19 protein-coding genes are annotated in these 21,901 nt (G+C 68.6%); 8 read left to right on the top strand and 11 right to left on the bottom strand.

From position 1 onward, the window contains the following. The first annotated feature begins 265 nt into the window (after nt 1–265). A complete protein-coding gene (locus ASF57_RS14265) occupies nt 266–1,537 on the top strand; it encodes an FAD-dependent monooxygenase (protein ID WP_056484606.1) in 1,272 nt (423 codons plus the stop codon). Nucleotides 1,538–1,631: 94 nt separating this feature from the next. On the opposite strand, the gene ppa is transcribed toward ASF57_RS14265, so the two are convergent. The 3 genes from ppa to ASF57_RS14250 all read right to left on the bottom strand — a co-directional run bounded on the left by ppa (nt 1,632) and on the right by ASF57_RS14250 (nt 3,235). Further along, complete coding sequence (gene ppa / locus ASF57_RS14260; RefSeq protein ID WP_056179832.1) at nt 1,632–2,180, bottom strand: inorganic diphosphatase; 549 nt, start codon at nt 2,178–2,180, stop codon at nt 1,632–1,634. 126 nt (nt 2,181–2,306) lie between these two features. Further along, nucleotides 2,307–2,636: a hypothetical protein gene (locus ASF57_RS14255; RefSeq protein WP_056179828.1), complete on the bottom strand. Its 330-nt coding sequence runs from the start codon at nt 2,634–2,636 to the stop codon at nt 2,307–2,309. Nucleotides 2,637–2,728: 92 nt separating this feature from the next. Beyond that, a complete protein-coding gene (locus ASF57_RS14250; protein WP_056179825.1) occupies nt 2,729–3,235 on the bottom strand; it encodes a GNAT family N-acetyltransferase in 507 nt (168 codons plus the stop codon). 222 nt (nt 3,236–3,457) lie between these two features. Here ASF57_RS14250 and ASF57_RS14245 point away from each other — a divergent pair, with 222 nt between their 5' ends. Next, nucleotides 3,458–4,183 (top strand): tyrosine-protein phosphatase, encoded by a 726-nt coding sequence (locus tag ASF57_RS14245; protein ID WP_056484388.1) that lies wholly within the window; start codon nt 3,458–3,460, stop codon nt 4,181–4,183. A gap of 87 nt (nt 4,184–4,270) precedes the next feature. On the opposite strand, the gene ASF57_RS26445 is transcribed toward ASF57_RS14245, so the two are convergent. From ASF57_RS26445 to ASF57_RS14225, 5 genes are all read right to left on the bottom strand, one after another. Continuing rightward, nucleotides 4,271–4,429: a hypothetical protein gene (locus ASF57_RS26445; RefSeq protein ID WP_200935864.1), complete on the bottom strand. Its 159-nt coding sequence runs from the start codon at nt 4,427–4,429 to the stop codon at nt 4,271–4,273. Nucleotides 4,430–4,644: 215 nt separating this feature from the next. After that, entirely contained in the window at nt 4,645–4,845 is a 201-nt protein-coding gene (locus tag ASF57_RS14240) for a hypothetical protein (RefSeq protein WP_056179819.1), read from the bottom strand. A 165-nt stretch (nt 4,846–5,010) separates the two neighbouring features. Continuing rightward, nucleotides 5,011–6,300 (bottom strand): oxalate/formate MFS antiporter, encoded by a 1,290-nt coding sequence (gene oxlT, locus ASF57_RS14235; RefSeq protein WP_056484603.1) that lies wholly within the window; start codon nt 6,298–6,300, stop codon nt 5,011–5,013. Between the two features lie 283 nt (nt 6,301–6,583). After that, nucleotides 6,584–7,441: a prephenate dehydratase gene (locus ASF57_RS14230; RefSeq protein WP_056484381.1), complete on the bottom strand. Its 858-nt coding sequence runs from the start codon at nt 7,439–7,441 to the stop codon at nt 6,584–6,586. A 24-nt stretch (nt 7,442–7,465) separates the two neighbouring features. Then, nucleotides 7,466–8,209 (bottom strand): 3-deoxy-manno-octulosonate cytidylyltransferase, encoded by a 744-nt coding sequence (locus tag ASF57_RS14225; RefSeq protein ID WP_056484374.1) that lies wholly within the window; start codon nt 8,207–8,209, stop codon nt 7,466–7,468. Between the two features lie 364 nt (nt 8,210–8,573). Between ASF57_RS14225 and ASF57_RS24810 the strand changes: the two genes are divergently transcribed. From ASF57_RS24810 to ASF57_RS14195, 6 genes are all read left to right on the top strand, one after another. Then, nucleotides 8,574–9,446, top strand: a complete 873-nt coding sequence (locus ASF57_RS24810) for a cytochrome c family protein (protein WP_082503949.1) — start codon at nt 8,574–8,576, stop codon at nt 9,444–9,446. 280 nt (nt 9,447–9,726) lie between these two features. Next, on the top strand, nt 9,727–11,610 hold the full coding sequence (locus ASF57_RS14215; RefSeq protein ID WP_056484371.1) for an extracellular solute-binding protein: 1,884 nt from the start codon (nt 9,727–9,729) through the stop codon (nt 11,608–11,610). Further along, the gene (locus ASF57_RS14210; protein WP_056484369.1) at nt 11,607–13,469 is read left to right on the top strand and encodes an extracellular solute-binding protein; all 1,863 of its coding nucleotides are present in this window, start codon (nt 11,607–11,609) and stop codon (nt 13,467–13,469) included. Before ASF57_RS14215 ends, ASF57_RS14210 begins: the two co-directional genes overlap by 4 nt. Nucleotides 13,470–13,479: 10 nt before the next feature. Next, nucleotides 13,480–14,583 carry a microcin C ABC transporter permease YejB gene (locus ASF57_RS14205; RefSeq protein ID WP_056484367.1) on the top strand — a complete coding sequence of 368 codons (1,104 nt, stop codon included), beginning with the start codon at nt 13,480–13,482 and terminating at the stop codon, nt 14,581–14,583. Next, a complete protein-coding gene (locus tag ASF57_RS14200; protein WP_056484360.1) occupies nt 14,580–15,083 on the top strand; it encodes an N-acetyltransferase in 504 nt (167 codons plus the stop codon). The genes ASF57_RS14205 and ASF57_RS14200 overlap by 4 nt, the downstream gene beginning before the upstream one ends. A 41-nt stretch (nt 15,084–15,124) precedes the next feature. Then, nucleotides 15,125–16,015, top strand: a complete 891-nt coding sequence (locus ASF57_RS14195) for an alpha/beta hydrolase (protein WP_056179798.1) — start codon at nt 15,125–15,127, stop codon at nt 16,013–16,015. A gap of 4 nt (nt 16,016–16,019) precedes the next feature. On the opposite strand, the gene ASF57_RS14190 is transcribed toward ASF57_RS14195, so the two are convergent. From ASF57_RS14190 to ASF57_RS14180, 3 genes are read right to left on the bottom strand one after another with little or no spacing between them, the layout of a single operon-like run. Then, nucleotides 16,020–18,104, bottom strand: coding sequence for a hypothetical protein (locus tag ASF57_RS14190; RefSeq protein WP_056179795.1), 2,085 nt, complete (start codon nt 18,102–18,104; stop codon nt 16,020–16,022). Between the two features lie 28 nt (nt 18,105–18,132). After that, complete coding sequence (locus ASF57_RS14185) at nt 18,133–20,952, bottom strand: DUF4159 domain-containing protein (protein ID WP_056484356.1); 2,820 nt, start codon at nt 20,950–20,952, stop codon at nt 18,133–18,135. 10 nt (nt 20,953–20,962) lie between these two features. Then, complete coding sequence (locus ASF57_RS14180) at nt 20,963–21,898, bottom strand: DUF58 domain-containing protein (RefSeq protein WP_056484352.1); 936 nt, start codon at nt 21,896–21,898, stop codon at nt 20,963–20,965. Nucleotides 21,899–21,901 lie beyond the last annotated feature (3 nt).

The following is a 21,901-nucleotide window of genomic DNA, read 5'->3' as shown; positions in this document are numbered from 1 at the left end:
TGGGGAGATCGCCCCCGAGGATCATGGCCGACCCTTCACATGTGAACGATCGCGCTGGCAAGGTGCCCCGATGCATCCTGGACGCGACGCGGTGGGCTGAACCGACCACCGGGCGAGGCCCGCCGCAGCGGCGATAAGGTCCGGGCTGAAGGTCGGCCTCGTGCGTTGCCCCCGGCACCGAGGAGTGGCACTCCGGGCAGCGAGGATGTCGGGAGTTGCCATGGGCGGCGCGGGCGAATTCGAGGCGGGCATGATCCAGGCAGGCATGATCCAGGCAGGCACGGTCGAAACGAGGAAGCGTGCGGACCAGCGCAGCGTGGTGATCGCCGGAGCCGGCATTCCCGGCCTGACGCTCGCCCTGGCGCTTGCGCGCGCCAACGGCCCCGCCGTGTCGGTCACCGTATACGATCCCGGCCTCGGCGCCGGCGCCGCCCGACATGCCGGTCGGGCCTATGCGGTCGCCGCTGGCGGGCGGCGCATGTTCGAGCGCCTGGGAATCTGGGACATCGCCAGCCGGTCCGCGCAGCCGATCCACGATATGGTGGTGAGCGACAGCCGCCTGTCCGACCCGGTCCGCCCGGTGTTCCTGACCTTCGCGCAGGATGCTGAGGCCGGCGCGCCCTTCGCCCACATGGTAGAGGCCGAGCCGTTGGTGGCGGCCCTGCTGGAGGCAGCCGCGGCCGCGGGCGTGGTCCTCGAACCCGTCGGCATCGTCGAGGCCGTCCCGGACGGCGCTCGCATCCGCCTGTCGCTCAGCGACGGCCGTTCGCGCGACGCCTCGCTCCTGGTGGCTGCCGACGGTGCGCGCTCGCGCCTGCGCGAGGCAGCCAAGATCGGCTGGGTGGGCTGGTCCTATCCACAGATGGGGCTCGTCGCCACCATCGGCCATGAGCGCGCTCACGAGGGTCGGGCCTACGAGCATTTCCTGCCGAGCGGTCCCTTCGCGATCCTGCCGCTGGTGGATGGCGGCACGCTCGGGCATCGCTCCTCCATCGTCTGGACCGAGCGCGCGGCCGATGTGCCGGCCCTGACCGGAGGCGGCCCGGAAGAGACCCTGGCCGAGATCGAGCGTCGCTTCGGGCTCAATCTGGGGCGGTTGGCGCTGGAGCGGGGACCGAGCGCGCATCCCCTCGCCTTCGGCCTCGCCCGCAGCTTCCGGGGCGAGCGCCTGGCGCTTCTCGGCGATGCCGCCCACGTCATCCACCCCATCGCCGGACAAGGCTTGAACCTCGGCCTCGCCGGCGCGGCTGCGCTGGCCGAGGCGATGACCGACGCCCTCCGCCTCGGCCTCGACCCCGGGAGCCCGGACGTGCTGAAGCGCTATGAGCGGGCGCGCCGCTTCGACACCCTGGCCATGGGGGCGGTGACGGACGGGCTGAACCGCCTGTTCTCGAATGACCTGCTGCCCCTGCGCCTGGCGCGCGACCTCGGCCTCGGCCTGGTCGACCGGCTGCCGGGGTTGAAGCGGCTGTTCATCGGCGAGGCCGCCGCGGCGCGGGGGACGCAGCCGCGCCTGCTGCGCGGCGAGGCCCTCTGACACAGCGAAACGGCGACCCTCCCGGTTTCGGGAAGATCGCCGCGTTGCCGACCCGTCAGCCGGGAAGACCGGCTTGGCCTCTCCGTCCTCGACTTTACTTGCCCTTGGCGGCCTTGCTGGCCTTCTCGCGCTCGATGCCTTCGAGGATCAAACGGTGAGCCTCGTCCTTGCCGCCCCAGCGCTTGATCTTCACCCACTTGCCGGGCTCGAGATCCTTGTAGTGCTCGAAGAAGTGCTGGATCTGGTGGATCGTGATGTCGGGCAGGTCGGTGTAATCTTCGATGCGGTCGTAGCGCATGGTCAGATGGCGCGACGGCACCGCGATGATTTTCTCGTCCTCGCCGGAATTGTCCTCCATCACCAGCACGCCGATCGGGCGGGCGCTGATGATCGCGCCGGGTGCGATGGCACGGGTATTGGCCACCAGCACGTCGCACGGATCGCCGTCGCCCGAGAGGGTGTGCGGGATGAAGCCGTAATTGCCCGGGTAGTGCATCGCCGTATAGAGAAAGCGGTCGACCACGAGGGCGCCGGCTTCCTTGTCCATCTCGTACTTGATCGGGTCGCCACCGATCGGCACTTCGATGATGACGTTCACGTCGTCCGGCGGGTTTTTCCCGATCGAGACCGCATCGATGATCATTTATTAGCTCCCGGAAGCGCGGGCATTCCAGCCCCGTTGCGGCGTCTCATAAAGCCCTTCCGCCGCGAAGGAAATCGCACCTCCCCGAGGCCTCACAACGTTTGCACGAAATTGTCGGGCCCGGCCTCAGGGCCGGTCCGACGATCCGAAGCGCCGCCGCCACCATGCCGCCAGCCGCGCCCAGGTGCGCTCCAGCCAGCGCGCGGCATGCTCCAGGGGCACCTTGAGGGCCGGGACGTCCTGGCTCAGAAGCGCAAGTCCCAGCGGCAACATCCACAGACCCAGGACCGGCAGGATCGAGAAGATCCCGCCGAGGATGAACAGGATGGCGGCGCCGAGACGGATCCAGAACCGAGACGGCTCACGCAGCCAATCCACCGCGCGACGCGCCCGGTCCGGCAGTTTCTCGCTCAGCGCCGTGACGCGCCTGTCCCAATCCGCCGGCGTCACGCTCATCCGCAGCCCCGCTCCCTACCCGACGGTCCGGTCCGGTCCGGTCCGGTCCGGGGAACGGATGCCGACCGGTCGCGACGGGGCATCCCGCCGGTTCAGGTGAAGCGGAAACCGATTTTGGGCAGAACCGTTCCGGCCATTCGGTCGACGGCGCGGGCGATCTCGGCACCGCCGAGCCCGCTGTAGAACGTCCGGGCGCGGTCGTTCTCCTCCAGGGCCCAGACCCCGACCCGGGCGAGGCCATGGTCGGCGAGGTCGTTGGACACGGCCCGGAACAGGCGCCGGCCGAGTCCGAGGCCCTGGTAGGACGGGCGCACGTAGAGTTCGTCGATCTCTCCGGGGGCCTGAAGGGTTCGGCCGCGGGCCGGTCCATAGACCGCGTAGGCCACCAGCGCGTTCTCCCGCTCGACCACGACCAGCGGTCGGCTGCGCTGGGTAGCTCCAAGCCACCATTGCGAGCTGCGTTGCGAGATCATCCGCTCCAGTGCGACACCCGGGATGATGCCGCGATAGGCCTCGCGCCAGGTCTCGTCGAACAGGTCCGCCAGAAGGTCGACGTCGGCCGGGCGGGCGCGGCGGATGCTAATGGTGCTCGTACGCATGACGGGTCTCCGCGCTCGAAGAGACGAAAGACGGTTTGCATCGGTGTCGATCTCGCATCGGAGCCGACGATCCGGGCGAAGACAAGGCGGGCTCGGGCCTCGCAAGGTCGATGCCGATTCGCCCCCGCGATCCACCGCTCGTTTGCCGCGGCGGTCGCGCGCTGGTAGATCAGCCGCCTCGCACCTCCCCACCCTCCCCGCCTCTTCGGTCCCGCCGCCCCCGTGTTGAACCGCTTCCTTTCGTACGAGACCCGCTACGCCCGGCGCATGGCGCGGATCGCGCGCTTCGAGCGCCCGATTGCCGGCCCGGTGTCGCGCGCCAAGGCCTGGGCGAACATGCTGCTGGTGGACCACGGCGTGTTCCGCCTCGCCTATCTGAACCGGCACCGGATCGGACAGGGCAAGCTGTGGCGCTCGGCCCAGCCGAGCCCGCACCAGTTGGCTTGGTTCAAGCGCCAGGGCGTCCGCACGGTGATTTCGCTGCGGGGCGGGCGCGAGCACGGTTCGTGGCCGCTCCAGCGCGAGGCGTGCGAGCGCCAGGGCCTGACCCTGGTCGAATTCGTCCTGCGCTCTCGGGAGGCGCCGTCGCGGGAGACCATTCTGGCCGCGAAAGCCTTCTTCGACACTGTCGAGTACCCGGCGATCATGCACTGCAAGTCCGGTGCGGACCGCGCCGGCCTCGGCGCCGCCCTCTACCTCATCCTGCACGAGAACCTGCCGGTGGCGGAGGCGATGGGCCAGCTCTCCGCACGCTACGGCCATTTCCGCTTCGCCAAGACCGGCATTCTCGATGCCTTCTTCACGCTCTACCGCCGCGAGGGCGAGACGAAGGGCCTCGACTTCCTGACCTGGGTCGAGACGGCCTACGATCCGGAGGCGCTCACGCGTTCGTTCCGGCCGGGCTTCTGGTCCGATCTCGTGGTCGACGGGGTCATCAAGCGCGAATAGCGATACGCAAAAACCCGCCGCGGCCATGCCGGGCGGGTTTCCAATCAAGGGCTTCAGAGAAACAGGGGAACGACGATCCCCCGCACGTCAGGCGGCGAGACGGATCGCAGTTGCGGCATTCTCGTTGCTGGCGATGAATCGGCCGGACTTCGACAGCGGGCCGTTCTTCGGCGTCAGAGCGTCGGCGGCGAAGAACACCAGCGAGACGTTGAGGGCGATAGCGGCAACAACCAGAAGAGCGATCATCGGGGGGCTTCCCAGAGCGAGTGCGATGGACCCTATATGGCACCGCACCATTGTCCGTGGCATACCAAATCCAACACACCAGCCATGCACAGGGCTCAGCCACTGCACCATTTCGTGATCTCAGGGTGACGAGATACGCTGCTTGTGCACGGTTCGCCCGCCACCGGCACAAGTCTCTCTATGAGGAAAGGCACGGTCTTTTCGCACTGCGGTCGTCAGTTGGCAGACAGGCTTTGAATCTCAGCCGCGAAGGACGGGGCGTCGGTCACTCGATCGCCGGTGAGAACCACCAGCGTCAGGATCAGGCCGAACACCGCAAGATAGACGACGGCGAAGAGGTCCCTGTCTTCCCGACCCGACAGCACGATGGCGGCGAATGGGACTGTCTGCAGGGTCAGTAAAGCCGGGATGTTCATGGCGTAGTTCGATTCCTGACGAAACTCGGTTCATGGCGGATCTCGAACCATCCACGGTATTCGTCCGCCTGGACGGACGGGATGACGCGTTCCGCCTACGCGGCTTTGCAGCGTCGGAGCGGGCGCCCGGGTCTCCGGAATTCGGCACCCGGGTGCCCGCGTGTCTCAGGCTGCCTGGATCGGACGGGCCGCGACCACCGGCACGGACGTCGGCTCCTCGCTCAGCAAGCGCAGACGCAGCGGCTTCAAGACGAACAGCGCCAGGATCGCCGCCACCACATTGAGACCGACGATGATCGCGAACACCGCCGACCAGCCGTAGCGGGCGGAGATCACGCTGGCGATCGGCACCAGGAACGAGGCCGTCCCCTTCGCGGTGTAGAGCAGGCCGGCATTGGTGGTGGCGAATTTCGATCCGAAGGTGTGGCCGCAGGTGGCCGGGAACAGCGAGTAGATCTCCCCGAACACCCCGAAATACACCGCCGTGGCGAACACGAAGACGAGCGGCTGGGTACCGTAGGTCAGCAGGGTCACGATCGCCAGAGCGGCGATCGAGAAGGCGATGAACATGGTGTTTTCGCGCCCGAGATGATCCGAGACGAAGCCGAAGAACGGGCGTCCGAAGCCGTCGAAGATGCGGTCGAGGGAGATCGCGAAGGTCAGCGCCGCCATCTGTAGGCCGAACAGGCTGACGGGCACGTCCGCGACCTTGAAGTCGTGGGCGATCGGAGCGATCTGCGCCGCCGCCATCAGGCCGCCCGAAGCCACCATGACGAAGATGGCGTACATCAGCCAGAAGACGGGCGTGCGCACCACCTCGCGCGGGGTCCGGTCGACCCGGGTCTGGGGCAACCGGACGGTCTTGCGCTGCACCGGCGCCGCGAGGGACGGCTTGCGCAGGAGGAACGACAGAGCAACCACGATGGCACCCTGGCCGAGGCCGAAGGTCAGGAAGGCGTCCTGGTAGCCGGAGTCGCGGATCATGTTGGCGATGGGGATCACGGTAACAGCCGCACCGGCGCCGAAACCGGCCGCCGTGGCACCGGCAGCGAGCCCGCGCCGATCGGGAAACCACTTGAGAGCGTTGCCCACGCACGTGCCATAGACAGAGCCCGCCCCGATACCGCCGATGACGGCCGCCGCGTACAGCACGACGAGTGAATCCGCATGGGCATTGAGGAACCAAGACAGCGCGATCATCACGCCGCCGAAGCAGACCACGAGGCGCGGACCATAACGGTCGACGAACCAGGCCTCCACCGGCACGAGCCACGTCTCGGTAGCGACGAAAACCGTGAAAGCGAACTGGATCGCGGTACGACCCCAGTGAAACTTGGCATCGATCGGGTCGACGAAGAGCGTCCAGCCGTACTGGAGGTTGGCGATCATCGCCATGCACAGCACGCCGAAGGCGAGTTGCCACCACTTGGCGGACGCTGGGTCCTGACGTTCCATCCCGGATTCCTTCTTGATCGGTTCTTGAAATTCCGACCGGGACAGCATGCACCAAAATTCGTTGTATGCAATATACCAGGGATTAGATCGTTAGTTTGCTCGTGCAGCGCGTTCCGGCGGGGCGCCTCACGGCTTCGTTGTGCACGATCCTGCACGACGGCAGGACATCCTGTGGTGTTTTAAGGCCTGCCAGCCCGGACGCTGCGGCGCGTCTCATGCGCCGCGGCGGTTTCCGAACGCGATGCAGGGACAGCGCTTCATCATGCTGCCGACGATGCGAACGCTACTCGGCGGCGACCCGGCTCGCCTCGCGGTAGGGATGGGCCGGATAGGTCCCGATGATGCGGACCTCGCGCGAGAAGTAGGCGAGTTCGGCCAGCGCGCGCGACAGGCCCGGCTCCTCCGGATAGCCATCGACCTCGGCATAGAACTGCGTCGCCGAGAACTGGCCCTCGACCATGTAGCTCTCGAGCTTCGACATGTTGACGCCGTTGGTGGCGAAGCCGCCGAGCGCCTTGTAGAGGGCCGCCGGGATGTTGCGGACCCGGAACACGAAGCTCGTGACGATGGGACCGGTTTCCGCCGCGACCGGCTCCGGCTCGGGCGAGAACACCACGAAGCGGGTGGTGTTGTGGCTTTCGTCCTCGACGTCGCGCTCCAGGATGTCGAGGCCGTAGACCTCGGCGGCGAGGGCCGGAGCCAGGGCGCCGCGCGTCCGATCGCCCGCCTCCGCCACCTCGCGCGCCGCCCCGGCGGTGTCGCCGGCGACGATGGCGCGGACCCCGAGGCGCCGGATGATCTTCCGGCACTGTCCGAGGGCGTGGACGTGGCTGTGCACGGTGCGGATGGTCTCGACCGGCGTCCCGGGCAGCACCATCAGCTGAAAATGGATCGGCAGGAAGTGCTCGGCCACGATGTGCAGGCCCGAGGTCGGGATGAGGTGGTGAATGTCGGCGACACGGCCCGCGATCGAATTCTCGATGGGGATCATCGCCCGGTCCGCCCGGCCCTCCTTTACCGCCGCGAAGGCGTCCTCGAAGGTCGGGCACGGCAGCGGCGTCCAGTCCGGATAGGCCTGGGCGCAGATGATATGGGAATTCGCGCCGGGCTCACCCTGGTAGGAGATGGTGCGGTGGGGCATGGCGGGCAGGTCTCTCGCGTGCGGTCAGTTCAGGCGGCGGGCCGACAGGATGGCGCGCGCCCGCTCCAGGTCGGCGGGGGTGTCGACACCGAGCGGCAGGTCGTCGACGATGATGGCATCGATTCGCATGCCGGCCTCGAGGGCGCGGAGCTGCTCCAGCTTTTCGCGGGTCTCGAGCTCGCCGGGCGGCAGCGCCATGAAGCGCGCGAGGGCCTTCCGGCGATACGCGTAGAGACCGATGTGGTGATAGAGCGGCCCCTCCCCCCACGGCGCCGTGGCGCGGCTGAAATAGAGCGCCCGCAAGCGGCGCGTGCCGACGGTGTGGCCGATCAGCTTGACCACGTTGGGGTCGTGCCGCTCGGCCTCGTCGGTAATCACCGCGCAGAGGGTGGCGATGTCTACCGTACGGTCCATCAGCGGCAGGATCGCGGCCCCGATGATCCCGGGATCGATGGTCGGCAGGTCGCCCTGCACGTTCACCACGACATCGTGGTTGCCCTGCGGATCGATGATGTCCAGGGCCTCCGCCAGGCGGTCGGAGCCGGAGGGATGATCGGCCCGAGTCAGCACCGCGAGGCCGCCAACGGCCTCGATGGTCTCGACGATGGTCGGCGCATCGGTGGCGACCACGACCGGGCCGATGCCGGATTCGACGGCCCGGCGCCAGACATGCACGATCATCGGCTCGCCGGCGATGTCGGCCATCGGCTTGTTGGGCAGGCGGGTCGCGGCCATGCGCGCGGGAATGAGGACGATGGGATCGGACATCAGTGCAAGGTCCTGTTCCGGATGAGCCCGGTGCTTAACAGTGGCGGTACGCGATGTCATGCCGTGGCGCGCAGCGATGCCGTGGCGCGAAGCGATGCCGTGGCGCGAAGCGCATCATCTCGCCACGAACCCCGGATGCGGGAAACGGGCTTCGGGAACCCGTTGCGCACGACCGAGTCTCAACAAGTGAGGGATGGAGGCGACACCCAGGTCTCTGCGACTCCGCGAAGCGCGACTCCACCATTGTCAAGGTCGGGCCTCAGCAGTTAAGCACCCTCGAGCGTTTCCAAAGTCCGCCGCATCCACGCGCTGGACTTCGCCCTGAATTCTCCCCCTCAGGCCGGCCGCACCGGAGTTGTCGAGAATGGACTCTTTCGAGCTGAACAAGGTCGCGGGTGCCGCGCTGGGCGCGCTGCTGTTCGCCGTGGGGTCGGGCTTCGTTGCCGAACTGATCTATCACCCGAAGCCTGCCGGCAACGCTGGCTACGCGCTCCCCGAACCGCAGCCGAAGGCCGCCGGCGGTGGGGCACCCGAGGCGAAGGTCGAGCCTCTGCCGATCCGGCTCGCCAGCGCCACCGTCGACAAGGGCCAGGCCGCGGCCAAGAAATGCGCCTCATGCCACAGCTTCGAGAAGGGTGGCCCCAACAAGGTCGGCCCCCATCTCTGGGGCGTGGTCGATCGCCAGCGGGCGCATGAGCCGGGCTTCGAATATTCGGCCGCGCTGAAGGAGAAGGGCGGCACCTGGACCTACGACGAACTCGACCATTTCCTGGCCAACCCGAAGGGTTACGTACCCGGCACCAAGATGGCCTTCGCGGGCATCACCTCGCCGACCGAACGGGCCGACGTGATCGTCTATCTGCGCAGCCTTGCCGACACCCCGGCCCCATTGCCGGCTGCCGAGGCGAAGGCAGAGGGCGACAAGCCGGCAGAAGCCAAGCCAGCGGATAAGCCGGCCGATAAGCCGGCCGAGGCCAAGCCGGCGCCGGATTCGAAGCCCGCCGCCGAGGTTCGTCGCGAGCAGACGCCGAAGCCCGCCGATGGCGCGAAGCCGACCGAAGATCAGAAGCCCGAGGTCAACAACCCGGCGACCGCCGCCCAGCCCACTGTCGCAGGCGAGAAGGCGAACCCGCCCGCCTCCGTGAAGCCGGCCGACGACACGCCGGTCGGGGCTGCCCCAGCCGCGCCGCCGGCACCGGCCGCGACCGTTCCGGCCGAGAAGCCCGCGCAGCAGTAATCCCCGCAGATTGCGAAACGGGAGAAGGCCGGGCATCGCCCGGCCTTTTTTGTTTGCCGCCGTGCTCGCATCGATCCGAGAGGGTCACCGCTCGTCCTGCCGCACGCCCCCGCTGGGTGCTTCGCGCACGCGCCGGCTTCTCCTGCGCGCACGCGCCAACTTCTCCTGCGCGCACGCGCCGGCTTGGCGTTCGCCGCCCGTCCGTCCTAGAACACCCGCCTGCCGTCGCCGGTGAGGCGATGGGACCGCGCCCCCGGAATCCGGAGACCGCCTGCCCGTGATGCGAACAGCCCTGATCGGACGCCTTCTCGCCGCCCTCGCCTTCCTGGCCTTGGGCCTGCCTGCCAGGGCCGAGCCCGATCCGCCGGCCGCCACGCCAAAGGGCGAGTGGCTCCCCGCGATCACCCTGATGGGCGCGCCGAAATACGGCCCCGATTTCAAGCATTTCGAGTATGCCGACCCGAACGCCCCGAAGGGCGGTCTCGTGCGCCTTGGCGCCCAGGGCGGCTTCGACAATTTCAACTACGTCGTCTCGGGCCTGAAGGGCGATCTGGAAGGCGGCGTCCTTCAGATCTACGATACCCTGATGACGGAATCGGCCGACGAGCCGTTCACCTCCTATGGCCTCCTGGCCGACGGTGTGCGCCTCGCCGACGATCTCTCCTCGGTGTCGTATCGCCTTCGCGACGGGGCGAAGTGGCATGACGGCCAGCCGATCACGCCGGATGACGTGGTCTGGTCCTTCGACATCCTGAAGGCCAACAGCCCGTTCTATTCGGCCTATTATCAGACCGTGACCAAGGCGGCTGTCACCGGCCCGCGGGAGGTCACCTTCACCTTCTCGGAGGCGGGCAACCGCGAACTGCCGCAGGTGCTCGGCCAGCTCCGTGTGCTGCCCAAGCATTGGTGGACCGGCACGGATGCGCAGGGGAAACCGCGCGATCCGACTCAGACCACCCTGGAGATCCCCCTCGGCTCCGGCCCCTATCGCTTGGCAAAATTCGAGGCCGGGCGCAGCGCCACCTACGAACGGGTGGCGGATTACTGGGGCAAGGACCTGCCGGTGAACGTCGGCCGCAACAACTTCGGCACGATGCGCAACGAGTATTTTCGCGATGCCACCGTGCTGATCGAGGCTCTGAAGGGCGACCTGTTCGATTTCCGGGCCGAGAACATCGCCCGGAATTGGGCCACCGCCTACGACACCTTCCCGGCCGTGAAGGAGGGCCGCCTGATCAAGGAAGAATTCCCCGATCGCGGCAACGGCACCATGCAGGCCTTCGTGTTGAACACCCGCCGGGCGAAGTTCAGCGATCCGCGGGTGCGCCGGGCCTTCAACCTCGCGATGAACTTCGAGGAAATGAACCGGTCGCTGTTCTTCGGCCTCTACAAGCGCATCGACTCCTATTATTTCGGATCGGAGCTGGCGTCCTCGGGGCTCCCCCAGGGCGATGAGCTGGGGATTCTGGAGAGCGTCAAGGACAAGGTCCCGGCCTCGGTCTTCACCACCCCTTACACCAACCCGGTGAACGGCAGCCCGGAAGCCGTGCGGGCCAACCTGCGCGAGGCCGTCGGTCTGCTGAAGCAGGCGGGATACGAGCTGCGCAACGGCCACATGACCGACGTGAAGAGCGGCGAACCGCTTACCGTCGAGTTTCTGGAATTCCAGAGCGTGTTCGAACGGGTCGTGCTGCCGTTCGCGGCGCAGCTGAAGCTGATCGGCATCAACAGCAGCCTGCGGGTGATCGACCAGGCTCAGTACCAGAACCGCCTGCGCGCCTTCGACTTCGACATCACCACGAGTTCCTGGCCGCAATCGCTGTCGCCGGGCAACGAGCAGCGCGAGTTCTGGGGCTCGGCCGCCGCCGACAAGCCCGGTTCGCGCAACCTCATCGGCATCAAGGACGCGGCCATCGACGCTCTGGTGGAAAAGGTGATCTTCGCGAAGGATCGGCCGGGTGTCCTCGCGGCGACGCATGCCCTCGACCGGGTGCTGCTGGCTCACAATTACGTGGTGCCGCAATGGGGCTCCAACGTCTCGCGCACCCTGCGCTGGAACCGCTTCGGCCATCCGGCGGTGCTGCCGAAATACGGTAGCTCGGGCTTCCCGGCGACGTGGTGGTACGACGAGGCACTGGCGGCGAAGACCGGGGCACCACGGTGAGCGTCGGCTGCCCGACCCGCCGCGCCGTTGTCGCGGGGGCCGGCGCCCTCGGGGTTTCCCTGGTGCTGCCGGCACCGGTCCGCGCAGCGGTCCGCACCAGTCATGGCCTGTCGAGCTTCGGCGATCTGAAATACCCTGCCGACTTCCCGAACTTCGACTACGTCAACCCGGATGCGCCGCGTGGCGGCCGGTTCTCGGCGCAACTCGCCTCCACCCTGGGCAACCAGGCCTCCGATACCTTCAACACCCTGAACATCTACGTCCTGCGCGGTGACGGCGCCGCCGGCATGAACCTGACCTTCGATTCTCTGATGGTGCGGGCGCTGGACGAGCCGGATGCGCTCTATGGCCTCCTCGCCCGCTCGGTGGAGATCTCAGAGGACGGCCTGACCTACCGCTTCGCCTTGCGGCCGCAGGCGCGCTTCCACGACGGCTCGCGCCTCACCGCCCACGACGTGGCGGCGTCGATGCGCCTCCTCAAGGAGAAGGGCCACCCTGAAATCGCGCAGGTGATCCGCGATCTCGACGAGGCCGTCGCCGAGGACGACGCCACGATCGTGCTCCGTTTCGCGAAAGGCCGCAGCCGCGACCTGCCGCTCTTCGTCGCCACCCTGCCGGTGTTCTCGGCGGCCTACTATGCCAAGCGCGATTTCGAGGCCTCCTCCCTGGAGCCGCCTCTCGGCTCGGGTCCCTATCAGGTCGGGCGCCTGGAGGCAGGCCGCTTCATCGAGCTGGAGCGGGTCAAGGACTATTGGGGCGCCGAGCTGCCGGTGAATGTCGGCCAGAACAATTTCGACGCCATCCGGTACGAGTATTTTCGCGACCGTCAGGTGGCCTTCGAGGCCTTCAAGGGCGGTGCCTTCACCTTCCGGGAGGAGTTCACCGCACGGGTCTGGGCCACGGGTTACGACTTCCCCGCCGCGCAGGAGGGCCGCGTCCGCAAGGAGGTGGTGCCGGATGCGCGGCCCTCGGGTACGCAGGGCTGGTGGATCAACACCCGCCGGGAGGCGTTTCGCGATCCCCGCATCCGGGAGGCGATCGGCCTGTGCTTCGACTTCAACTGGTCGAATGCCAACCTGATGTACGGCGCCTACCTGCGCACCGTCTCCTACTTCGAGAACTCTGAGCTGAAGGCCACCGGCCGGCCCGCGCCCGAGGAACTGGCCCTCCTCGATCCCTTGCGCGGCGATCTGCCGGCCGAGGTGTTCGGCGAGGCCTGGAGCCCACCCGCATCCGACGGCTCGGGCCAGGATCGCGCCCTCCTCAGCCGCGCCGTGGCGCTCCTGCGCGAGGCGGGCTGCACCCGAGACGGGGGAGTGGTCCGCCTGCCCTCCGGCAAGCCCCTGGAAATCGAGTTCCTCGACAACGACCCGGTGTTCCAGCCGGTGACGCAGCCATTCATCCGCAATCTCGGTCTGATCGGCATCCGCGCCAGCATCCGGCTGGTGGATCCGTCGCAATATCAGGCCCGCGTCAAGGATTTCGACTTCGATCTCACCGCCCGCCGATTCGGCAGCGGGCTGACGCCCGGTCCCGAACTGCGCGAAGCCTACGGATCGCGCAGCGCCGGCACGCCGGGATCGAACAACCTGGCGGGCATCACCAGCCCGGCCATCGACGCGCTCATCGAGCGGGTGACGGAAGCGACCTCGCGCGCCGACATGGTCCACGCCGCGCGCGCCCTCGACCGGGTGCTGCGCTCCGGCCGCTACTGGGTGCCGATGTGGTACAAGGCCGATCACCGGCTGGCGCTGTGGGACGTCTACGGCCGGCCCGCCAAGGGGCCGACCTACGATCTCGGCGCGCCGGGCGTCTGGTGGTACGATACCGCCAAGGCGCGGCGCATCGGCCGAACCTGAGGATCATCCCTTGCTCGGCTACATCCTGCGCCGCATCGCCCTGATGGTCCCGACCATCTTCGGGATCATGCTCATCACCTTCGTCATCGTGCAGTTCGCCCCAGGCGGGCCGGTGGAACGCGTGCTGGCGCAGTTGCAGGGCCAGAACGAAGGCAGCCTGTCGCGGGTCAGCGGCGGGGCCGGAGATCTCGGAGGCGCGGCGCGAAGTGCCGGAAGCGGCGACGCGAGCGCCCGCTATCGCGGCGCGCAGGGGCTCGACCCGGCCTTCATCAAGAAGCTCGAGCAGCAATTCGGTTTCGATAAGCCGGCGCCCGAGCGCTTCGCCAAGATGATCTGGGACTACGCCCGGTTCGATTTCGGCAACAGCTACTTTCGCGATGTATCGGTGCTGCAGCTCATCCGCGAACGCCTGCCGGTGTCGATCTCGCTCGGCTTGTGGATGACGCTGATCTCCTACGCGATCTCGATTCCACTCGGGATCCGCAAGGCCGTCCACGACGGCTCGCGCTTCGACCTCTGGACTTCGACCATCGTCATCATCGGCTATGCGATTCCGAGCTTCCTGTTCGGCATCGCGCTGATCATTCTGTTCGCCGGCGGCTCGTTCGTACAGATCTTCCCGATCCGGGGCCTGACCAGCGAGAACTTCGAATCCTTGAGCCTGTGGGGCAAAGCGGTCGATTACGCTTGGCACATGACGCTGCCGCTCACCGCCCTGGTGCTCGGCGCCTTCGCGACCTCGACCCTGCTGACCAAGAACTCCTTCCTCGACGAAATCCGCAAGCAATACGTGATCACCGCCCGGATGAAGGGTCTGTCCGAGCGGCGGGTGCTGTACGGGCACGTCTTCCGCAACGCCATGCTGATCGTCATCGCGGGCTTCCCGGCGGCCTTCATCTCGGCCTTCTTCACGGGATCGCTGCTGATCGAGACGATCTTTTCCCTCGACGGGCTCGGGCTGCTGTCCTTCACCTCGATCGTCGGGCGCGACTATCCGGTGGTGTTCGCGACCCTGTACATCTTTTCCCTGCTCGGGCTGGCGGTGAACCTGCTCTCCGACCTGATCTACACCTGGATCGACCCACGCATCGACTTCTCGGCCCGGGCGACGTGACCACCCTTCCTCTCGTCATCCGACACGAGCACCCCGGGGACGCAGACGCGATCGAGCGGCTTCATGCGCGTGCCTTCGGCCCCGGCCGCTTCGCCCGCACCGCCTATCGCCTGCGCGAGGGCACGCGGCCGGTGGCCGATCTGTGCTTCACCGCCCTGGTGGGCACCTACCTCGTCGGCTCGGTCCGGGTCGGCCCGGCCGAAGCCGTCGGTCCGCTCCTGGTGCTGGGGCCCCTCACCGTCGATCCGAGCTTCGAGGGGCGGGGTATCGGCGCCTCGCTGATGACGGCCTGTCTCGACGCGGCGACGGCAGCCGGCCACGGCCTCGTGATCCTCATCGGCGACGCACCGTATTACCGGCGCTTCGGTTTCGCGCCGATCCCGCCCGGGCGCCTCCTTCCGCCCTCCCCCGTCGATCCCGCGCGCTTCCTGTGGCGCGCATTGCGTCCGGGGGCGGCCGAGGCCGTCTCGGGGAACGTCACCGCCCTCCGGACGCGTTGACCCGTCTGACGCGGCCTTCGGCGTCGCAGGGAGTCGACGCGATGGATCACACCGGAATTCGGCACGACACGATCACGGCCAACGGCATCGCGCTCCACGTCGCGCGCCTCGGCCAGGGCCGGCCGCTGGTGCTGTTGCATGGCTGGCCGGAATTCTGGCTGACCTGGGAGCCGGTGATGCGGCGCCTCGCAGACCGCTTCGAACTGATTGTACCGGATCTCCGCGGTTTCGGCGCCAGCGAGAAGCCGGATCCACTGCCATCCGACAAGGTGGGCGCGGAGGTCCATGCCGCCGATGTGGTGGCGCTGCTCGACGCCCTCGGCCTCGACCGCGTCGGCATCGTCGGCCACGATGTCGGGGCCTCCGTGGTTCAGGCGCTGGCCCGGGCGGCCCCGGATCGGTTGACCGGGCTCTTCACCTTCAACTGCCCTTACCCGGGCATCGGTCCGCGCCTTGCGGCTCCCGGGATGCTCGCCGAAATCTGGTATCAGTCCTACCACGTGAAGCCGTTCGCGGCGGCGCAGGTCGGCGCCTCGCGCGAAGGCTGTCGGCTTTATATCGGTCACTTCCTGCGCCACTGGGCCGGCGGCAACCCATCCGCCTTCGACGCTGTGCTGGAGGCCTTCACGGACAACTTTCTCGCCCCCGGCAACCTCCAGGGCGGCTTCAACTGGTACGTCAGTTCACAGGCCGGCCGCCTGGCGATGATCCGGGGCGAGACGCCCGCATTGCCCCCGATCACGGTGCCGACCTGCGTCCGCTGGGGCGAGTCCGACCCGCTCTTTCCCTATGCCTGGACGGACCGCCTCGGCGAGACCTTTTCGGATCTCGACCTCGCACCGTTGCCCGGCGTGGGGCACTTTCCCCATCGCGAGGACCCCGACCGGGCCGCTGCCGAGATCGCCGGGTTTTTCGCGGGGCTGCCAGCGTGAGGTTTCACGCCGCCCGCCCGCGCCGGCCCTCCACCAGCCACATCGCCAGGACGGCGCCGGCCAGGGCGACGAGCGCCCAGAGGCCGAGCGCCAAGGGATAGACTTCGACGCCGCGGATGTTGGCGCTGTCGCTGGGGCGGAAGCCGATCCAGTCGGCGCCGCTGAGGCGGCCGCTGCGGACGGATTGCAGGCGCGGCACCACCGTGCCGCTGGCGGCATCGGCGATGCGGCGGATCGAGCCGCCGGTGCCCTCCGCGAGGGTCTTCAGGCGATCGGTGTCGCTGAACACGTCGGCGAGTTCGCGCGGGTTCGGTGGGCCGACGCTGACGAAAGCGACGAGGCTGCCGGAGCGGAGGGTATGGAGGCCGAGTTCGGTCGCCTCGAAGGTGGTCGAGAACAGCCCGGGCTCGCCCTGCATCAGCGTCAAGGTGCGCTGGCTGCCGGTCGGACCCGTGACGGTGACGGGCTCGGCCGTGTCGGCCATGGTCTGGCGCTCGACGCGGACCTCGCGACCATGGCCCGTGGTCTGCGCCCGAAGGGCTTCTTCCTCCAGGGCCGGCTCCTTCATCAGCCAGTGGCCGAGGCGGCGCAGCAGGTCGAGATAGGGGCCACCCTCCTGATATCCGCGTGCCCAGAGCCAGGCATGGTCCGAAGTGAGCAGGGCGACGCGACCCTTATCCTCACGCGACAAGGCCAGCAGCGGCAGGGCGTTCGGCCCCTGCAGGATCGGCTGAATGCCCGGCCTCACCTGCGTCGAGACGATACGGAGCCAGTCGCCCCAGGCCGGCGGCGACGCCTCCGACCCTGGCAGGGCCCGGGTCACGGGATGGCGGTTTCCGATGTTCGTCAGCGCCGCCTTGTAGGGTTGCTCGATCACCCTCCCGTTCGGCTCGCCGGGCAGGATCGCGGCCAGCCGCGTGCGCGCAAGGCTGGCGGACGAGGCGAATTCGGGACCGGCGGCGATCAGCAGGGCCCCGCCCTCGCGGACGTAGCGGACGATGTTGTCGAAATAGGCCGAAGGCAGCACGCTCTGGTTGGCGTAGCGGTCGAAGATGATGAGATCGAAATCCTTGATCTTCTGAACGAACAGCTCGCGCGTCGGGAAAGCGATCAGGGAGAGTTCGGAGATCGGCGTGCCGTCCTGCTTCTCGGGCGGCCGCAGAATGGTGAAGTGAACGAGATCGACGTTGGCGTCGGATTTCAGCAGGTTGCGCCAGGTGCGCTCGCCCTGGTGCGGCTCTCCCGAGACGAGGAGTACGCGCAGCTTCTCGCGGATGCCCTCGATGGGCAGGACCGCGCGGTTGTTGATGGTGGTCAGTTCGCCCGGCAGGGGCTCGACCTCGATCTCCACGACGTTCGGACCGCCATGCTCGATCCGCATGGTGAGGGAGAAGGGCTGGCCGGTAGGGAAGGTTCGGCGCCCGACCTCCTCGCCGTCGCGACGCACGGTGACGGCGGCGCTGCCGGTTCCACCGCGCTCCATCACCTCGGCCCGGATGGTGAGGTCGCGCCCGACGATGCCGAAGCGGGGCGCCTCGATCAGCTTGATCTGGCGGTCGCGCTCGTCCGGGTGGCCGGTGACGAGGACATGGAGGGGACCCTTGAGGCCCAGCGCCGCCACCGAGGCCGGTATATCGTGCACGACGCCGTCCGTCAGCATCACGACGCCGGCCAGCCGTTCGGCTGGGACATCGGCCAGAGCCTGAGACAGGGCGGTGAACAGCCGGGTGCCTTCGTCGCCATCCTTGGCGTCGGGCACTTCGATGAAGCGCGGCTCGATGTTGGTGAGTGCCCCGAAACGGCGCTGCAATTCGGCCCGCACCGCATCGGTCATGGCCGGGCGATCACCGAGGGCCTGCGAACCCGAGCGGTCGACCACGATGGCGGCGATGTCCTTCACGGGCTCGCGATCCTCGCGCACCAGCGCGGGGTTGGCGATCGCCAGCAGCACCAGCGCGAGCGCCAGCGCCCGCAGGATCGCGACCCGGCCGCGGGCCAGGAACGCAAGACCGGCGAAAACCGCGACCAGGATGCCGAAACCGATCAGGACCGGCCAGGGCACGAGGGGCGTGAAGCTGAGGCTCAGCATGGGCGCGGGGCCTCCAGTTTTTGTTGTGTCACTGGCCCAGGCGCTCCAAGAGCGCCGGGACATGGACCTGATCGGCTTTGTAGTTGCCGGTCAGGGTATAGATCACGAAATTGATGCCACCCCGGAAAGCCATCTCGCGCTGGCGCTGGTCGCCACCGACGATGGGGTAGAGCGGTTCGCCCCGCTTACCCACAGCCCAGGCCGCCGCGAGGTCGTTGCTCGTGATCACGATGGGCGAGACGCCATCGCCCGCACGCGCCGGACGGCGCTCGGCGCCCTCCCCCGCCGGAGGCAGGGTCTCGACCCAGGTCTGGCCGGTCGCGTAGCGGCCGGGGAAATTGTCGACGAGATAGAACGCCTTGGTCAGGACGTGATCCGGTGGGACCGGCTCGAGTTCCGGCACCTCCAAGGTCGACAACATCTTGCGCAGGTAGGCCGCCTCCGGAGTCGGCGGACCACCGGGCCGCGCGGTGAGAGCGTCGCGGGTATCGAAGATCACGGTGCCGCCGTTGCGCATGAAGGCGTCGATACGGCGGATCGCGGCTTCGCTCGGCTGCGGACGTCCAGCCACGATGGGCCAGTAGATCAGCGGATAGAATGCAAGCTCGTCCTTGGCGGGATCGATCCCAATCGGATCGCCCGGCTCCAGGGCGGTGCGGCTCGCCAGCATCTGGGTCAGGCCCGTAAGCCCGGCGCGGCTGGCGGTGTCTGCCGCCTCGTCGCCAGTCACCACATAGGCGAGGCGGGTGGCCAGCGCCGAGTCGAAGGCGCCCGCCCGCGCCGTCTGGCCCTGCTGCGCCTGCACAGGACCGGGCAGGCCCACCAGGGCACCGAGCGCCAGAACGGCCAGAACGATCGCGGCCGGACGCGAGACGAAGCCCCGTGCGCGCCGGAGGAAGCCGCTAAGCCAGAGGCCCGCAAGGGTATCGAGAATCAGGAGCATCAGAGCCAGAGTGAAGAGGGAGGCGCGCAGATCGAGGGTTTCGGCGCCGGCCAGAGACCCGACGCGCGCGCCGGACAGGGCGGCGAAGTCGAGAGGTTTGAGCCGGTCGGCGGGGGCCAGAGCGTTGACCGCGATGCCGCCATCGGCAGGGCCGTAGAAGCCCGGCGGATGCTCCAGGGTGGCCCGCTCGCTGGAATCGGCTGAGACCGCGATCGCTCCGGCCGGCGGAGTGCCGAGCGCTCCGAATCCGTCGAGGGTGAGGCGCGGGGCCAGCACGGCGGTAGCCCGGGCCCCGGCATCGCCGGACGGCAGTGCCTTGGCGCCGGCGAGATTCACCACCCGGCGCAGCATGTCGATGAACAGGCCGGACAGAGGCAGGTTCGACCAGGTCGTGTCGGCGGTGACGTGGAACAGCACGACGAGACCCTGGCCCCGCTTCTGGGCGGTCACGATCGGTGTGCCATCCTGCAGCGAGGCCCATGTCCGGCCCGGCAGCTCGCCGTCGGGCTCGGCCAGGATCTGGCGACGCACGCCGATGTCGGCCGGCGGGGTCAGACCCGCGAAGGGACTCTCGGGAGCGAAAGGCGCCAGGGTCTTCGGGCTGTCCCAGGACAAGGTTCCGCCGAGAGTCCGGCCGCCGCGGCGAAGGCGCACCGGCACCAGGGGATCGTTGCCGGCGGCCAGGCGCGGCCCGGCGAAGCGCAGCAGGAGGCCGCCCTCGTCCACGAACTGCTCGACACGGGCGAGGGTCGGTCCGTCGAGCGCGCCGACATCGGCCAGGACGAGAACAGAAACCTGATTGTCGAGGAGCTGGGTGATCGACTCGGCGACGCTCTTGGCCCCACGCGGCTCCTGCACGTCGGCGTAGGGGCTCAGCGCCCGCGACAGGTAATAGGTCGGCGCCAGGAGTGGCTGGGCCTGATCGCTGGTACCGCCGAAGATGAGGCCGACGCGCCGGCGCTTACCGCGCTCGTCGACCAGCGTCACGGCACCGGCGGAGCGCTCCGCAGCGATCTCGATCCGGCTGATGCTGTTGCGCAGCTCCACCGGCAGGTCGAACCCGATTTCGGTGTCGAACGCCTCCGGTGCAAAGGTGAAGCTCTGCTCGGCCAGCGGCAATCCCTTCTGATCGAGGGCGCGCACCAGCCCGGTATCACGACCGTTCGGACCGGCACGCAGGACATGAGCGGTAAGCCGCCCGCTGGCCTCGGCTGCCGACAGCGCCAAGGCCGGTGGACGGTCGGCCTTCAGGATCGTCAGGGACGCGCCGCGTGCGGCGACAAGATCACCCAGGCGCTTGCCGAAGACGTCCTCGCCGGAACCGGCGACGCCGTCGCTGATCCACAGGATGGCGGCGGCGGGGCTGCGCTCCAGGAACGCGGCCAGGGCCGGCAGATGCGTCTCACGGTCGGCGAGGTGCGGCCGCGGCGCGATGGCGCGCAGGCGTTCGAGCGCAGCCGCCGGGACCTTCGCCTCGACGGGCGCCGTCGGCTCGGCCAGGGCGGTCACCGCCACCGGCCGGCCGTCGCGCGCCGCCCCCTCGACCGCGTCGGTTGCAACGCGGAGACGTTCGCGCCAGTCGTGGGCCGAGGTAAAGCCGTTGTCGAGCATGACGAGGAGCGGTGTGCGCCCCGTCGCGGCCCCCGTACCGGACGGATTCCACACCGGGCCGGACACCGCCAGGATCAGGGCGGCCGCCGCCAGAAGGCGCAGGATCAGGAGCCAGGGCGGGGTCCGGGCCGGCGTCTCACGCCGACCGAGCAGATCGGCCATGATCGCGAGCGGCGGGAAGTCGATGCGGCGCGGGCGCGGCGGCGTCACCCGCAGCAGGAACCACAGTGCCGGAAGGGCAATGAGAGCGGCGAGCGCCAGCGGCGCGGCGAAGGTCAGGGGCAATCCGAGCATGCGGCGATCCTCAGCCGGTCCCGCGCGCCGCCGCCACGAGGGTGAGGAGGCGCAGGGCCGCCTCGCTCGCCGGGCGGTCGGTGCGATGGATCGTCAGGGTCCAGCCCTGGCTGCGGGCGATCTCCGCGAGGCGATCGCGATGGGCGGCGATCCGGACCCGGTAGGCCTCGCCCCAGGCGCCGGCATCGCCGACGTTCAGGCTGAGGCTCGATTCGGGATCGTGCAGGACCGCCTGGCCAGAAAACGGAAAGGTCTCCTCGACCGGATCGACGATCATCACGAGGTGGCCCCGGGTGCCCCTTCCGGCGAGGCGGTCCACGGAGGCCTTCACGGCATCCGGCGGCGACAGGAAGTCGCTGATCAGCACGGCCTCATCGAACCGCCCGGGCGTCGCGCGCGGCGGCGCGTCGTCATCCTGCCCCTTGGCGTCGGCGACCAGTGCCTGCGCCATGGTCTCGACGATGCGGCGGGAAGCCGTTGCGCGGGTGAGCCCAAGCAGGCCGGTGCGTTCCCCGCCCTCCACCAATGCGTCGGCCAGTGCGAAGCCGAGGACCAAAGCGCGCTCGACCTTCGGGGATTGCGCCAAGTGGGAGGCGAACCCCATCGAGGCCGAGCGGTCGATCCAGAACCAGATGTTGTGGGTGGCTTCCCACTCGCGCTCGCGCACATAGAGCCGGTCGTCGCGGGCCGAGCGGCGCCAGTCGATGCGCGCGGCGGCCTCGCCGGCCACGAACGGCCTGAATTGCCAGAAGCTTTCGCCCGATCCGGCCCGACGTCGGCCGTGGATGCCATGGGCCAGTGTCGAGGACACCCGGCGCGATTCGAGGATCAGACGTGGCATCCGCTCGGCCAGCGCGAGAGCGCTTTCGGTCTCGCGGCGTCCCGGATTGCGGGCGCTCCGGTCGAGAACCTGGGTCGCGCCGCCGCCGGGCCGGAAAGTCGCCATGCC

Origin of the sequence: Methylobacterium sp. Leaf117 (genome assembly GCF_001422985.1) — a bacterium.
Taxonomy (GTDB): Bacteria; Pseudomonadota; Alphaproteobacteria; order Rhizobiales; family Beijerinckiaceae; genus Methylobacterium.
Note: the sequence above shows the minus strand (reverse complement) of the source record. Positions and strands in the feature narration are given on the sequence as shown.